The following is a 14,966-nucleotide window of genomic DNA, read 5'->3' on the forward strand; positions in this document are numbered from 1 at the left end:
ACCCTCACACTCGTAGGCCGACGACGGGCTGGGGCTGAGGTATGGCAGCACGTGAGGACACCACGAGCACGCAGTGGGTCAGCACGGAGCTGAGCGGCCATCTGCGCGGTCGGCGCGCCCGCGACACGAAACCGGAGGTGGACCTCCGGCGTGCCGTACACCGGCTCGGCCTCCGGTTCCGTCTACAGCGCAAGGTGGCTGCCCGTTGCACGGCGGACTTCGTCCTGCCCAAATACGACGTGGCGGTGTTCGTCGACGGGTGCTTCTGGCACGGTTGTCCTGTGCACGGCCCGAAGACGTTCCGCGGCCCGAACACCTCCTTGTGGGAAGCGAAGATCGAGACCAACAAGCAGCGCGACCGCCGGAACACCGCAGCAGCCGAGGCCGCCGGTTGGACCGTCGCCCGTGTCTGGGAGTGCGAGATCCGGGCGGACGTCGAGCGCGCTGCGCTCAGCGTCGCCCAGCAGTGCGACCAGACCCACGAGCCTGGGTCGGCACCGTCTCCCGTCCGTGGGTCCCGGTCAACGCGTCCGTGAACAGGTCGCCGGAGACGCTCTCCCTGGCGACGCAGTATTTGCTCAGGGGGCACTCCTCGCAGAGCGGCTCCTTGGCCCGACAGAAGCTGCTTCCGATGAGTCGGAGCGCCGCCATACGCAGAGGCGCGTCCTCACCGGCTCCGACGAGCTTCACCAAGTCCACTCGACCGTCGCTGAGCCTGTTCGTGCGATCCGAATCACTGCCGTGCAGACGGGCGGCGACGCGCAGCGCCCCCTGCCCGACCCACAGGAGGTCCTCGCCGACCAGCAGCCGGTACACCGTCGCCTCAGCCGGCTTCAACTTCAACTGCTCGCGGACCTTCTCCTCGTCGGCCCAGACGCTCGACTGATCGATCACCGCGGTGAGCCGGGCGACCCGGGCCTTCGCTGCCTCGGAGGGCGCCGCCGCAGTAAGCGTCTCGAGCGCGGCCTTGCTCAGGGACGTCTGTCCCCGCACGGCCTCGACCATTTCCGCCAGCTGCGCGGGCTGGATCCGGGTCCCGGACAGTATGGCTACGACGGCGGCCTGCAAGCCGGACATCTGCTTGCCCGGAAGCTGGTACCAGTCCTCCGACTCACGCCGCGCTTCGGCCCAAGCGGTCAGGTCCCTTCGCACCGTGCGCCAGTGCGGCTGGAGTCCACCCTCGCTCGGCTGCTCGCCGACCGCGGGCAGCAGGGCTTCCGCGGCAGCCTCGCCAAGAAGGGGCGGCACAGCGTTACCGATCTGGCGGAAGGCGTCACTGCGCGTGCCGGCGAAGCGGAACCTGTCCGGGAACGTCTGCACTCGCGCGGCCTCCCGCACGGTGAGGGTGCGCGGCTGGTCCTGGTCCGGGTGGATGTACCAGTAGCCGTCCTTGGCGATGTGGGCGGTGATCGACCTGCTGAGGTCCGCCCAGTCGAGCTTCTTGTACTTGTCCGTGAAGTGGTCGGCCTTGTAGCGCTGCAGTTCCGGGGTGATCTGCGAGTACAGGGTCTTGGAGTCCATGCTGGAGAAGATCTCCGCGTCGTCCTTCCGGACCCGCCGGGTCATGTGGTCCCACACCCGGTCCTTGCGCGCCCACTTACGCATGTCCCGAGCGAACTTGGAAAGCTCGGACGGTTCCTCGTACGGGAGTTCACGCTGCCCGACACGCTCGGTGGGCACGACAGGCAGCACCGGCAGGTCACCGATGGCGTCACGCAGCGTAGTCCGCTGATCGTGCTCCAGCTCCTGCCGCCACGAGAAGCGCTCCACGTCGTTCCTCGCGAGCAGGATCAGTCGCTTCCTGTGCTGCGGAACGCCGTACTTCCACGCATCGACGAGACGGACCTGCGTCGCGTATCCGAGGTCCTCCAGCTGCTCCTCGATGGTGCGTACCACGAAGAAGTCGTCACCGAGACCCATGTCCGGAACGTTCTCCATGAGGACCGCACGCGGCCGGAGGCGCTTCACGACGTCGAGGTAGGCGCTCCACAGCTCCTTGCGGCGATCATGGGGATCGCGGCCGTGATGCTCCACGAGGCTGCGGATCTTGCTCCGGCCAGCCCTGCTGAACGGCTGGCATGGCGGGCCGCCGGCCACCAAATCGATCTTGGCGGGCGACAGCATCTCGACGAGCCTGTCACGCTCGTCAGGATTACCCAGGTCCATGTGGAGACTCATGCCGGGGAAGTTCGCAGCGTGCGTCTGGAGTGCCCGCTCGTTGAAGTCGACCGCGGCTGCGACCGTCCACCCGGCTCGCTCCAGTCCGAGGCTCAGTCCACCCGCTCCAGAGAAGAGGTCGACGGCCAGACGCTTGCCAGCACCGAAGCCACCGAGCCACTTGCCGAAGTTCTCGGGCTTGCAACTGTTCCTGTGACGCCTGAGCTCCAGACAGTCGCTCCGCTCCAGAGGCACCCCATAGTGCTGCCTGCGCACTGCGCCAACCTCCATCGGACGAGAAGAACGAGCACCAGGAGATCACACAACCTCTGGCAAGATCAAGAATCCGGCGCCCACCTCGGATGGCTGGATCGATTAGGACGCCACAGGCGCCCCGAGAATATTACGCGGCACCCACCCCTGTATTGGAAAGCAACCCCCCAGTAACACTGGAGAGGGGCAACCATACGGACAAACACTGACAAGACCATCGGAGCTCTCGCCAGTCGAGCTACCCTGCGGGCTCGGTTCTCGCCCCGAGGCGATGCCGTTGTCCTGCACTCGGCCAATCCCATTGTCGAGCTGCCTGCCCTTCCCGCTACCCGATGCGGAATACCCGCAGCGTCCCCTTGATTGCCCTCTGTGGAGATCGCGGGAGGGAGCGCTGGTGGCCGAGCTGATGATGTTCCGGCAGGACGCGGACGGACGGGATGTCGAGCTGGCCGGCTCGACGGTGGCGCTGGAGGTGGAGCTGCAGCGGCGAGTCGAGGCCGGCCTGGAGCAGATGCTGGGCGTCCGGTTCCTAGCGTCGGAGTACCAGACCGGCCCTTGGCACCGGGGGCGGATCGACACCCTGGGGCTCGATGAGAACGGCAGCCCGGTGGTGATCGAGTTCAAGAAAGGCTCGGACAGCGGGGTGATGTCTCAGGCGGTCTCCTACCTATCCTGGCTGGAATCGGCACAGCACGAGTTCGAGGCGCTCGTGCGGAAGGTGCTGGGCGCGGAGGCCGCCGAGTCCGTCGACTGGCGTCGTCCGCGGATGATCTGCATCGCGGCGGGCTTCTCGCACCACGACCGGGTGGCGGTGCAGAGGTTGCCCGAGCGGATCGACCTGGTGCGCTACCGGATCTTCGACGGTGGCCTGCTGGGGCTGCTGCTCGTGGACTCCGCGACCGGATTCCCGAGCGCTGCCTCGTCTCGCCGGGGCCGGGAGCGGGCACCCGTGGCGGACAGCGTGCCGACGGCTTCGGCGGTCTCTCCGCCTGCGGGTGGAGGAGCGGTGCCGGAGTGCCTGCAGGACCTGTACGCGGAACTGGACGAGGCGCTCACGGCATGGGGCGAGGTGGAGGTGGCGTCCCTGCGGCACTACATCGCCTACCGGCGGTTGGTGAACGTGGCGTCGGTGATTTTCCGTCCGAAGCACGAGGCGATCCTGGTGTACCTCAGACTCGACCCGGACACGGTCGAGTTGGAGGAGGGCTTCACCCGTGACATGCGCGGTATCGGGCACCTCGGGACCGGCGACCTGGAGGTCCGCGTCGTCTCGGCAGCCGACTTGGAGAAGGCGGCGCCGCTGATCCGGCGGGCGTTCGAGGCGGCCTGACGTAACAGGAGGGGCGGCTGGTGCATCGGGTAGTCGATGCTTCAGCCGCCCCTCTGGCGTCTGGGGGCCGTCGGCCCTGGCCTCTCTTCGCTCTCACGATCATGCCTCCGGTCCGGCCAGCTCGAAGTCGTCCTTCGTCAGTTCGGCCCGCAGCCGCTCCTCGGCGACGTCCGCGTAGTGCGCGGACAGCTCGACGCCCACGAAGCGGCGCCCCTCGCGCAGGGCCGCGACCCCGGTAGAGCCGCTGCCGGTGAACGGGTCGAGGACGGTGCCACCCTCGGGGCAGACCTGGACGAGCTGCTGCATGACCTCGACCGGCTTCTGGGTGATGTGAACCCGGCCCTTGCGGGGCTGGGAGGCGATGTAGTGCCCCGGCAGGTAGAGATCGCGGGTGTTGTCGAGGGAGCCCTTGACGCCCCAGACGATGAACTCCGAGTCCTGCTTCGGCCCGCCCTTGCGGGGCCGGCTCGATGGCTTGATCCACGGAATCGTGCCGCTCCAGGTCCATCCCGCCATCTGCAGGGCGTCGGAGGTGGTCGGCTCCTGTCGCCAGTCGGTGAAGACCATCGCGACCGCGTGCTCGGTCGAGGCCCGGTACGCCTCGGTGAGCAGTTCGGTGAGCCAGGAGCGGTAGGAGCGCTGGTCGCGGTTCTCGCCGGGGAAGTTGGCGAGGTCGTGCGCCGAGTTGCTCGTGACGTACTTGGCTCGTGCGGTACGGCCGGTTCGGTCCGAGCTGGTGCGGCCCCCGGAGTTGTACGGCGGATCGGTGATCACCGCCTGGACGCTCTCGTCCGGGAGGGACTTCAGGACGGTCAGGGCGTCGCCTCGGTGCAGCGTGTAGCTCATGGGGAAGGCCTCTCTTCAGGCGCGGCGGAGTCTGGACCTGCTCCGGGCAGCGCTCAACGGTGTGCAGCCGGTGCGAGGTTGCAGCGGAGGTTAACGGCGAATTCCGGCCGCGCCTAACGAGGTGGCTTCCTACTTCGGGCCCCTGGCTGGCAGTCGTTTGGTGCGGCCGGAATCCCGGTCTACTGTCTCGCCGTGCCACCGGGAAGGAGCGCTGCTCCACCCCCGTTGAGCTGTACTTATCCGTGCTATCTCGTCCAATCGAGCAGCGTCGGAGGCATGTTGCCCATCTGCCCGCGAGCGCCATGAGGAGGCCCCTGTGCACTGCCTGAGATTACGAGCGCGGCTGGCTGCCGCGCGTGACCAGAAACCGGCGTCCTGGAGCTACCAACTCCTCTGACCCGGGCCCGCCGAGAGGCGGATGCACATCGGCGCGGTGCCGACGGCTTTGCACGAGAAGTCGGCACCGCGTCTCCTTCGAACACCGAGGAGCCGCTGCGATGCAGCCTGCCCTGACACACCCGCGCCCCGACCCACCTCCCTCGACCGGTCCGCACCGCCGTCGCGCTGAACGGCGGCGGCCGTGAAGAAGACGACGGGAGCCCTCGTCGGTCTGTGCGCCACCGGACCACTCCTGCTGGCACTGCCGATCCTTGGCATCGGTGCCGGGACCGCTTCGGCTTCGTGCTCAACCGACGGTGCACCGGGTGTGGACGCCTCCGCCGTCGCCAAGCAGGTGAAGGCGATCCTGGGCGGCGGCGACAAGGGCTCGGTCTCCGTGCCGGGTCTGGACGCCCCTGCCGACCAGGTGCCCAATGCCAAGACGATCCAGGCCACGGGCGTCGCGATGAACATCCCCGCCCGAGGGCAGGTCGTCGCCTTGGCGACCGCTCTGCAGGAGAGCGGCCTGCGGAACCTGACCTACGGCGACCGCGATTCGCTGGGTCTCTTCCAGCAGCGGCCGTCGATGGGCTGGGGTACGGCCAGCCAGATCCTTGACCCGGTGCACGCCTCGACGAAGTTCTACGAGGGGCTCAAGAAGGTCTCCGGCTGGCAGTCCCTCTCTGTCACCCAGGCCGCCCAGGCGGTGCAGAAGTCGGGCTTCCCGGAGGCGTACGCCAAATGGGAGCCGCTGGCCACCGCCCTGCAGAAGGCCTCGAGCCCCTGCTGCAGAAGGCCGGCGGCGCATCGCCGAGCCCGTCGCCGTCCGGCTCTGCCGACACCAGCCCCTCTCCCGATTCCGCGGGGGGTTGTTCGGCGGACGGCGACGGAACGGACTTCGGCACCATCCCGGCGGGTGCACTGCCGAAGGAGTACACGATTCCCGCCTCCGCGCCGCCGAAGGTACAGACGGCGATCCGGTGGGCGCTCGGCCAGCTCGGCACCCCGTATCAGTGGGGCGGCACGTGCACCGACTCCCACGGCAAAAACCCGATGGGCCGCTGCGACTGCTCCTCTCTGATGCAGGGCGCGTACAAGGCCGCCGGAGTCAGCCTGACGCGGACCACGTACACGCAGGTCAAGGACGGCAAGGCCGTCTCGGTCGATGCCCTCAAGCCGGGCGACCTCCTCTTCACCGAGGGGACGGCCGCCGTACCGGAACACGTCGGGATGGCGATCGGGCAGGGCCTGATCGTCCACGCCCCGCACACCGGTGACGTCGTACGGATCACCACCGTCGCGTCCTGGAAATCGCGGATTCTCGCGGCCCGCCGAGTCGTCTGACCGGCGCTCCTCCCCCCCCTCCTCACCTCCCCCTCGCACCGCCGGATCACCCCGCCGGGCTTTGGCGTGCGCTCATTCGAACTGGAATTCCCATGTTTCTCGCCGACAAGGTCATACAGCTCGCCTACGACCCGGGAATCAAGCCCAACGAGGGCGGGCTCCCTGGCCTCAACGTCCTCAAGCAGGTGATGGGCTCGATCAACTTGTTCGGGCTCATTGCCGTGGTCGGAGCCCTCGCCGTCAGTGCGGGCGTGTGGGCCTGGGGTCACCACTCCGGTGGTCACCAGGCCGAGGCGAACGGGAAGAAGGGCGTGCTGGTCAGCGCTGGCGCGGCCCTTCTTCTCGGTGCGGCCAACGGTGTAGTGGCGTTCTTCTCGACGCTCGGGACGCAGGTCCACTGATGGCTCAGCACTCCACCCACCCCGGCGGCGCATCTCGCGTGCGCCGCCGGGCGCTCCTCGGCACTGCCGTCCTGGCGGTGCTCGTTGCCCTCGCCGGTCTGGCCGCTTACCTCACCCGCGAGGGCCGAAGCCCCTCCGATGCTGCTTCCCCACCGCCGAGTTCGCCCACGGCATCCTCGTCGCCCGCGGCACCGTCCGGGCCGCACACCCGGCCCCGCGCTCTGCCCGTTCCGCCGAAAACCCGCGACCCGATCACGTACGGGAAGGCCGCCGCCGCAGCGCTGTGGTCGTACGACACCCGTGCGTACTCGCAGCCTGAGTTGCGCAAGGCGCTGCGCGGCTGGCTGACCACGGAGTCGAAGTACGCCGACCCGGCCTCCGTCGACCAGGCGGTCCCCTCGGCCGTGCTGTGGAAGGAGATGGCGGCCAACAAGCAGGTCGCCACCGCCAAGATCAACGAGGGGCACTTCCCGCACGCCTTTACCCAGGCCCTCCAGGACGACCCCGGGGCGATCACCCAGGCGTACGTCTACGCCGTCACGGTCTCCGGCAAGCAGTCGATTCGCTGGAAGGGCTCGGCTGCCGGCGGCGCGGAGAGCCGGTCCACCACCCTCGCGGTCCAGTGCCGGCCCAACCGCTCCTGCGCCCTGGTCGGCGTCATGCCGTCCGTCGCGCCCTGATCCTCGCCCCAGAACGGAGGTACGACCCATGGGAGTCTGCGACTTCCCGCTGATGGACAAGGTGTGCGGCGCTGTCGACTTCGCCACCAACCCCGCCGGCACCGTCACCGACGGTCTCGGCGCGTGGATCGCGAAGTCGGCGGGCGAGCTGGCGTCCAGCGCGGCCGACCTGGCCGCCAAGGCCGTCAACAAGACGACGGCCATCGACCTCAACGCCGGGTGGTTCCGCGACAACTACGAGCTGCTGCTGCCCATCGGCCTCGCCCTGACCGACGGCATCTTCTGCATCCAGCTCATGACCGCTGCCTGGCGCCGAGACGAACGTGCCCTCGCTAAGGCGGCGTTCGGCACCATGACCGGAGTCCTCTTCAGCTTCTCGGCCATCGCCTTCACGACCGTCGCCATCACCGTGGTGGACGCGCTGTCCGACGGCCTCTTCAAAGCCGCCAACACCTCGATCGACGACGCGATCCGTCGTGTGATCAAGGTTGATCAGATGGGGGCCATGTACGGCCTCGGCTGGGGTGTGCCCGCGCTGGTGGCCTTCGGGTGCGCGATCGGTGCCTTCCTCTACTGGGGCGTGATGGTGGCCCGCAAGGTCGGCGTCCTGATCATGGTCGCGCTCGCGGTGTTCGCCGGGGCGGGCGGCGGCTGGGAAGTCGCCAAACGGTGGCGGCGCGGCTGGATCGAGGCCACCGGTACCCTGATCGTCTCCAAGCTGTTGATGACCGTGGTCTTCCTCATCGGCGTCTCCGCCATGGGCAAGACCGACGCCAGTGACGGAATGGCGGCCCTGTCCGATGCGATGGCCGGCATCGTCGTGATGGTCCTGGTGTTGCTCTGCCCCTACGCGACGTACAAGTTCGTCCACTGGGCCAGCGACGGCGGCGGCCACGACGACATGCACCGCACCGGTGTCGCCGGCATGGCGGTCGCCGCAGGAGCCGCAAAGACCGCAGGCAGCCTCGCGCTGCGGGCCGGTACCGGCGCCCCCGCTCCGCAGGGTCCGAACCAGGTCCCGGGCGCGGGCACCGATGGCGTCGTCTCCGACATCAACCCCTCCGGCGGCAACCTCAGCAAGGAGGGAATCGACGCCGGGCCGCCCAAGCAGCAGACCCGCTTCCGGTACGGCGAAGACCCGGACGCGAGCGGCGACAAGGGCCGGGCTCTGATCCAGCCCCCCGGGATCCCGCCACTGATCACACGTCCTGGCGAGGACGAACCGGAAGGGTCCGAATCGGCTGCCCAAGGCGTTGCGAGCGGCTCCGGTCACCTCGCAGCCGCATCTCCGGGCGGCGACATGACCTCCATGCCGCCAGCCGACCCCGGACCTTCGGCCTCGGGCACTCCGGCGTCCGCGTCCGGACCGTCGGCCACCGGCTCCGCGACGCCGACGAACTGGGTGTATCCCACCCAGCCGCCGTCGGGTTCCTGACCCACATCCCGGGGGCGGGCCGCACTCCACGGCCCGCCCCGCCCCCCACCAGCAGGAAGGTTTCGCCATGACGTCCAGAAGAGCGCCGCGCGCCCCGTCCTCCGCCCGCTCCCACCGTCTGGAATCACCATGTCCGGCAAGCACCAGTCCTCCACGCCCACCGTGAAGTTCCCGCACCGCAGCAGGCGCGGCGTCCTGCTCGGCCTGTCCGTCCCGCAGTTGGTCGTCGCCGGGCTCTCCGGCCTTCTCCTTCTCGCCGTGATCCTCGCCCGCGGTGTGGTCGGCGCCCTCCAGCTCATCCCGCTGTGGGCCGTGATCGCCCTGCTCGTCTTCGTCCGCCACCGAGGCCGTGCTCTGGCGGACTGGGCCCCGATCGTCGTCCGGTACGCGCTGCGCCGAATGCGAGGCCAGCTCGTCTGGCTCACCCGGCCCTCCCGCCGGCCGACCCGCGAGGGACTGCTCCACCTTCCCGGCACCGCTGCCAGCCTGCGCGTGACCACCGCTCCCGACGGCAAGTACGGCGCCGTCCACAACCCGCACACCGGGACGCTGACCGCGGTGGTCAAGGTCTCCTCCCGCGCCTACGCCCTGCTCGACCCCGGCACCCAGCAGGCCAACGTCGGCGGCTGGGGACGCGCGCTGGCAGCTCTCGCCCGTACCGGGCAGATCGCCCGCATCCAGGTGATCCAGCGCACCATCCCCGACTCCGGCGACGCGCTGCGCCGCTACTGGGAAGAGCACGGACGCCCCGACACCCCGATGGCCGGCGCGATCTACAACGAGCTGATCCAGAGCGCCGGTCCCGCAGCCGCCCCGCACGAGGCGTACGTCGCGGTGTCCCTGGACACCAAGGCGGCCCGCCAGCTGATCAACCAGGCCGACGGCGGTCTCACCGGTGCCTTCAGCGTCCTCGCCCAGCTCACCTCCACGTTCGACCAGGCGGCGCGGACCGCCGGTCTCACCCCGACGGGCTGGCTCACCGCCCGCGAGATCGCCGCCGTGGTGCGCACCTCCTACGACCCGAAGGCGCTGGCGACACTCGACCGCTGGTCCACGGCCGGTCGCCCCGAGGCCGAGCCCGCCGCCGCCGGCCCCGTCGTGGTCGTCGAGAAAGCGGACCACATCGCCACCGACTCCGCCGTGCACGCCACCTACTGGGTGGAGAACTGGCCGCGCACCGAGACCAGCGCCGGCTTCCTGCACCAGCTCCTGTTCACCGGCGGCGTCCGGCGCACGCTGTCGCTCTCCTACGAGCCGAAGAACCTCGACGCCGCCCTGCGCGACGTGCAGCGCAAGAAGTCCAGCGTGATCGCCGACGCCGCCGAACGGGCCCGGCGCGGCCAGGTCGACTCCGAGGCGGACTCGATCGAATACCAGGACATCAAGTCCCGCGAACGCCAGCTCATCGCCGGGCACGCCGATGTCGCCCTGACCGGTCTGCTGACCGTCTCGGCCGACACCGAGGACGAGCTGCGCACCGCCTGCGCCGTCGTGGAGACCGCCGCTGTCGGCGCCCAGCTCGATCTCCGGCCGTTGACCTGGCAGCAGGCCGAGGCGTTCACCGCCGCCGCCCTGCCGCTCGCGCTCGCTGCCTGACCCTTCCCTTCGAAAGAGCACCCTCATGTCCCGCACCGCCAGCCCGACCGCGCAGGACTTCGTGCCCTTCGCCACCGCCGCGCTCGACTTCCACCGGGCGCTCAACATCCCGGGCGGCCCGCTGGTCACCAGCCGGGCCGAGCTGGACGCCCTGCACGCCCACCTCGTCTCGCTGTACGGGCTGCTCGACGCCCACACCGGTCGCACCGGGCAGCTCGTCGCGGTCGAGGGCGACCAGCTCCGTACCGCCCGCACCCGCATCTGGCAGGCCGCCGAGCACCTCCACGCCGCCTACCACGCGGCGCCACCGGCCGGACTCCGGCGAGATCCCCGCACCGGAGACGTGCCAGGCCGGCCTTCCGGAGGGAGCACCGGGACTGACCATCTGCCAGCGCCACCAGCGCACCGCTCATCTCGTCCGGCGGCGCACCACCCCGGCCGACCTGCACGCCCCGTTCACCGGCCTCGTCCGCCGCTGACCCACCCCTCATCTGGAGAAACGCTCATCCCCCGTACCCGCGCCAGCGCCTCCCCTCTGTTCGTGCCCCGTAAGACGACACGCGCCGAACAGCGAGCCGCCCGAGCCGGTTTCACCGAAGCCCGCCGCCAGGCACGCCTCGCCGGAAACCCGCCCAAGCACCGCGCCGAGCAGACCCTCGACCCGGATCTGCGGCCCACCTACCCGCCCGCCGGTCGCCCCGGTCCGGCCTCCGCCCGCGGCGGCAAGCTCGCCCTGCCCGCCCACCGGATGACCACCGCCACAGCCAGCGGCGCGTACCCGTTCGTGGCCGAGGGCGGCCTGGGCGCCGAAGGGGTGTTCATCGGCCGCGATGTGCACGCGGAGGCGGCCTTCTGCTTCGACCCGTTCTCGCTCTACAACAGCGGCAGGGTGGAGGGCTTCACCAACCCCAACGCGGTCCTGGCCGGCATCATCGGCATGGGCAAGTCGGCGCTGGCGAAGTCGATCGCCACCCGGTCGATCGCCCACGGCTACCGGATCTACATCCCCTGCGATCCCAAGGGGGAGTGGACCGGCGTTTCGCAGGCCCTCGGCGGCTACAGCATCGCCCTGGGCCCGGGGCTCCCCGGCCGGTTGAACCCGCTGGACGCTCCGGCCCGCCCCGCCTCCGTGAGCGAGGAGGACTGGTTCACGGAGGTTCGCAAGCGCCGTCTGCTGCTGCTGGCCAGCCTCGCCCGCACCGTGCTGAAGCGCGACCTGCTGCCGATGGAGCACACCGCCCTCGACCTGGCCCTGGATCTGGTCGTCGCTGAGGCCGCCGCCCGGGGCACGGTGCCGCTGCTCGGCGAGATCGCGCACGTACTCGGCTCCCCCGAACGCCTCGACCACGCCCTCGGCCACCAGGCGGGGCACCTCGGCTCAGCCGCCCAGGACCTCGCCCACGCCCTGCGACGTCTCGTGCACGGGGACTTGAGCGGCATGTTCGATGCGCCGAGCACCGTGTCGTTCGACCCGACCACACCGATGCTGTCCATCGACCTCTCCCGTCTCGGCGGCTCCGGTGACGACACGGCACTGGTGCTCGCGATGACGTGCGCGAGCGCGTGGATGGAGTCAGCCCTCAGTGATCCAGATGGCGGTCGGCGCTGGGTGATCTACGACGAGGCGTGGCGGCTGATGCGGCACGTCGGGCTGCTGGAGCGGATGCAGAGCCAGTGGAAGCTCTCCCGGGGGCTGGGCATCGCAAACCTCATGGTGATCCACCGGCTCAGCGACTTGCTCTCGGCGGGCGACGCCGGTTCACGCGGCCGAGTCCTGGCCGAGGGGCTCCTCGCGGACTGCAGCACGCGCATCATCTACCGCCAGGAGCCCGACCAGCTCGCCGCCGCTGCATCTCTGCTCGGCCTGACCGGCGTCGAGACCCAGGCGGTGTCCGCTCTGACCAAGGGCCGGGGTCTGTGGAAGGTTGCCGGCCGCTCGTTCATCACCCAGCACATCCTCCACCCGGCCGAGCGGGAGCTGTTCGACACAGACGCCCGCATGGCCGCCTAGCCCAACGACCAGCACAGCAACGGGAATCGATCATGTCTGCTTCTTCCACTCCTTCCTCCGGTGACAACCAGCCGTCGCAGGCCACCGACCCTTTGGCGTGGCGACGGCACCTCCCGGCACTGGCCTCGGCCGCCGCCGGGATCAACGAGGCGTGCGACGCCTGGGACGCGGTTTCGGACTCCCTCTGCGACGCGGACGGCTGGCCGCTGGACGACAAGGTCTACGGGGACGGGAAGGTCAAGCGGGACGCCGCAGCGTGGAAGCACGCCGAGGTGTTTCTCGACCACGGACCCGAGGTGCTGGCCGGGGTCCGCGCCGCCGCCGACGGCCCCGACTACGTCGAGGGGCCGATCAGTGACGACCTCCGTCGGATACGCGGAATCGACACCATCCTGTTCCGGGCGGAGGAACTGCGGCACGAATGGGCTGACGTCATGGCGCTTATGGACGGTTCGCAGCCGAGCGTGCTCCACCTCTACCAGGAGCGTGCCGAGGAGCACCGCAACACCGAAGGCTGGCACTACTCACACGAACTCGGCTCCAAGGGAATGGCGTTGGTGCGCGTCGGCGAATACCTCGCTCACCGAGCGGACACCGAACGGCCGGCGCAGACCGAGCGGGCTCGCGTCGCCCTGACCCGCTCGACGCACAACGCCCCTGCCGGATCACCTGCTTCGCCCCAGCTCCCGCCGGCATCGCAACCGCCGGCTCCCGGTCGCTCGCGGTGATCCCTAGCACGCAGTAACGGCAGCGCCAAACTGCCCGATCACCAGATCCTCATGGACCACCGCACTCCTTCAAGCTCCACGCCCCGCCGGCTCCCGCCGTGCGGCGGGACGTTCGCAACGGAGAACTCCATGCACCTCGAAGCCTCGCCCCCGACCGCCGTGTCCGATCCGCGTCGCATTCAGGCTGCCCTCTGTTCCGCGCTCGGGCAGCGCGGCCTGGAGGGCACCGTCGAGTACGGCCTCAGCGACTACATCGTCCACGCCGAGCTTCCCGACGGCAGTTCGCTGATCATCTCGCCCCCGCAGGAGCCACCCTCCGAGCACCCCGAGTCCCCGGAAAGCTGGATGGTCACCCGCCACCGGTCCGCCGAGCCCGCCGTCTACGAGGTGATCTACGACTCCGAGCCGGACGGTCCGCATGCGCGCCACGGCGGCAGCGTGCCGGACCTTCTTTCCGCTGTCGACGCCCGCCTGGACCAGCTTGGCGTACAACCACGCCAGGAGCAGGAACGTTGCGGCAAGGCGCGCGCCGCCACCGTGCTCCCGCCCGACTCCGCTCCATCCCGGGCGAGTGTCGCTCTCGCCTCTTCGCCGTCGGTCGGCCAGCGCGCGCTCCCGACCGCGCCGCCGGAGTCTTCCGCGCGGGCCGCGCCGCCGTCGGCCAGTTCCTCATCCGCTCCCCGGCTATGACCGACCGCGATCCAGGAGTCGTCCGTGCACCGCACCCTCAGAACTGATCCGCCCGTCGCCCGCACCTGTAACCGCACCCCCCTCGGATGGATCTGCCACGCCCAGCCACTACGACGTGCTGCCCGACCTGGCCTTCGGCCACCACCCCGTCCACGGCATCGTCGCCGCGAACCCGAAGAATCTCGCGGCCAGCACCTGGATGCTCAATGGGTTCGACTTCCATCCCGTCCCCGACCAGCCGACGTTGTACGCGCTCGCCGACCAGAACCGTGACGGACACGGCCGTACGAGCCGGGCCATCGAGCTGCTGCGCAAGGCCGGCTACCAGGTCGATGTGGACGTCGCACTTGACCCTGCACTGGCGCCCGACACGGCACAGGTACGCGACCGCGGTCCGCTCGGTGAACCAGACGTCGCCTTCGCCGATCACCCGCAGCTCGGCATCGTCGCAGCCCTCGACGACCGTGTCTCCGGCCTCAGCGAGCTCGCGCTGGTGGAGGACGGCTGGCGGCACAACTCGAGCCTGGACATCTACACGCTCCCCGCGACCACCGATCGCGTCGAGGCGCTGGGGAAGGTCGCCGACGCCACGGTGGCCCTGCACCGTTCGGGGCTCCAGGTCGCAGTGCAGCCCCGCCTCGCTCAAGAGGTGACGGCTCGGCCCCGCCCTGCTGCCACGCCGGCCGTCGGCCGTGAGCGCGGCCGTGGTCCCGTTCGCGCGTCTCCGTTGAGCGCCGCCGCGCTCGCCGCCAGCCCGGCCCGTGCCGGTATGCCGGGCAGGGCGCCGGTCCCCGCCGCCGTCACCACACCGGCGGTCCGGCCGGTTGACCCCCGCGTCGCGTACTCCCGCGACCGCTGATCCAACTCCTCAAGGAGGCCCGCCCATGGTTGTTGCTGTTCATCCCGGCTATCAGAACTTGCGGAACGCCGGCCCGAGCGACCGCCGAGGGGAGCTCTGCGAGACGGACTCAGACGGGAACGTTCAACCGCTCTTCCGCCCGTGCCATCGGCACAAGACCCGCGAGGACTTCGGGGCCGCTGGTCCGTCGTTCTAGCAGCCAGACAGAGGGGAAAGAGAGTGAATCGCCGTCCCCAGC

General features: G+C 69.9%; 13 protein-coding genes and 2 pseudogenes. 13 read left to right on the forward strand and 2 right to left on the reverse strand.

All coding sequences use genetic code 11. From position 1 onward, the window contains the following. Positions 1-41 precede the first annotated feature (41 nt). Positions 42-536: a very short patch repair endonuclease gene (locus BZZ08_RS06660; protein WP_104631199.1), complete on the forward strand. Its 495-nt coding sequence runs from the start codon at positions 42-44 to the stop codon at positions 534-536. Here the strand turns inward: BZZ08_RS06660 and dcm are convergent. Beyond that, on the reverse strand, positions 451-2,433 hold the full coding sequence (dcm, locus tag BZZ08_RS06665) for a DNA (cytosine-5-)-methyltransferase (protein ID WP_104631200.1): 1,983 nt from the start codon (positions 2,431-2,433) through the stop codon (positions 451-453). The genes BZZ08_RS06660 and dcm overlap by 86 nt on opposite strands. A 391-nt stretch (positions 2,434-2,824) precedes the next feature. Here dcm and BZZ08_RS06670 point away from each other — a divergent pair, with 391 nt between their 5' ends. Next, positions 2,825-3,760 (forward strand): DUF5655 domain-containing protein, encoded by a 936-nt coding sequence (locus BZZ08_RS06670; protein WP_198601324.1) that lies wholly within the window; start codon positions 2,825-2,827, stop codon positions 3,758-3,760. Positions 3,761-3,859: 99 nt separating this feature from the next. On the opposite strand, the gene BZZ08_RS06675 is transcribed toward BZZ08_RS06670, so the two are convergent. Next, complete coding sequence (locus BZZ08_RS06675; protein WP_104631201.1) at positions 3,860-4,606, reverse strand: DNA-methyltransferase; 747 nt, start codon at positions 4,604-4,606, stop codon at positions 3,860-3,862. Between the two features lie 610 nt (positions 4,607-5,216). On the opposite strand from BZZ08_RS06675, the pseudogene BZZ08_RS06680 reads away from it, so the two are divergent. The 11 genes and pseudogenes from BZZ08_RS06680 (at position 5,217) to BZZ08_RS06725 (ending at position 14,728) form a co-directional block, all read left to right on the forward strand. Beyond that, positions 5,217-6,328, forward strand: a pseudogene (locus BZZ08_RS06680) (C40 family peptidase). A gap of 92 nt (positions 6,329-6,420) precedes the next feature. Further along, positions 6,421-6,729 (forward strand): DUF6112 family protein, encoded by a 309-nt coding sequence (locus tag BZZ08_RS06685; RefSeq protein ID WP_104631202.1) that lies wholly within the window; start codon positions 6,421-6,423, stop codon positions 6,727-6,729. Next, positions 6,729-7,409 carry a hypothetical protein gene (locus BZZ08_RS06690; RefSeq protein WP_104631203.1) on the forward strand — a complete coding sequence of 227 codons (681 nt, stop codon included), beginning with the start codon at positions 6,729-6,731 and terminating at the stop codon, positions 7,407-7,409. The genes BZZ08_RS06685 and BZZ08_RS06690 overlap by 1 nt, the downstream gene beginning before the upstream one ends. Positions 7,410-7,437: 28 nt before the next feature. Then, the gene (locus BZZ08_RS06695; RefSeq protein WP_104631204.1) at positions 7,438-8,844 is read left to right on the forward strand and encodes an SCO6881 family protein; all 1,407 of its coding nucleotides are present in this window, start codon (positions 7,438-7,440) and stop codon (positions 8,842-8,844) included. A 129-nt stretch (positions 8,845-8,973) separates the two neighbouring features. Continuing rightward, positions 8,974-10,440, forward strand: a complete 1,467-nt coding sequence (locus tag BZZ08_RS06700; RefSeq protein WP_104631205.1) for an SCO6880 family protein — start codon at positions 8,974-8,976, stop codon at positions 10,438-10,440. A gap of 25 nt (positions 10,441-10,465) precedes the next feature. Beyond that, a pseudogene (locus BZZ08_RS39805) lies at positions 10,466-10,687 on the forward strand (DUF6238 family protein); the annotation flags it as partial. A gap of 79 nt (positions 10,688-10,766) precedes the next feature. Beyond that, on the forward strand, positions 10,767-10,919 hold the full coding sequence (locus tag BZZ08_RS39810) for a DUF6238 family protein (protein WP_274543255.1): 153 nt from the start codon (positions 10,767-10,769) through the stop codon (positions 10,917-10,919). Positions 10,920-10,945: 26 nt separating this feature from the next. Then, positions 10,946-12,451, forward strand: a complete 1,506-nt coding sequence (locus tag BZZ08_RS06710; RefSeq protein ID WP_198601334.1) for an ATP-binding protein — start codon at positions 10,946-10,948, stop codon at positions 12,449-12,451. A 32-nt stretch (positions 12,452-12,483) separates the two neighbouring features. Further along, positions 12,484-13,179, forward strand: a complete 696-nt coding sequence (locus BZZ08_RS06715; RefSeq protein ID WP_241965392.1) for a hypothetical protein — start codon at positions 12,484-12,486, stop codon at positions 13,177-13,179. A 129-nt stretch (positions 13,180-13,308) separates the two neighbouring features. Then, positions 13,309-13,869: a hypothetical protein gene (locus BZZ08_RS06720; protein WP_104631208.1), complete on the forward strand. Its 561-nt coding sequence runs from the start codon at positions 13,309-13,311 to the stop codon at positions 13,867-13,869. Positions 13,870-13,984: 115 nt separating this feature from the next. Further along, positions 13,985-14,728, forward strand: coding sequence for a hypothetical protein (locus tag BZZ08_RS06725; protein WP_104631209.1), 744 nt, complete (start codon positions 13,985-13,987; stop codon positions 14,726-14,728). Positions 14,729-14,966 lie beyond the last annotated feature (238 nt).

The organism is Streptomyces sp. MH60 (genome assembly GCF_002939385.1).
GTDB lineage: Bacteria > Actinomycetota > Actinomycetes > Streptomycetales > Streptomycetaceae > Streptomyces.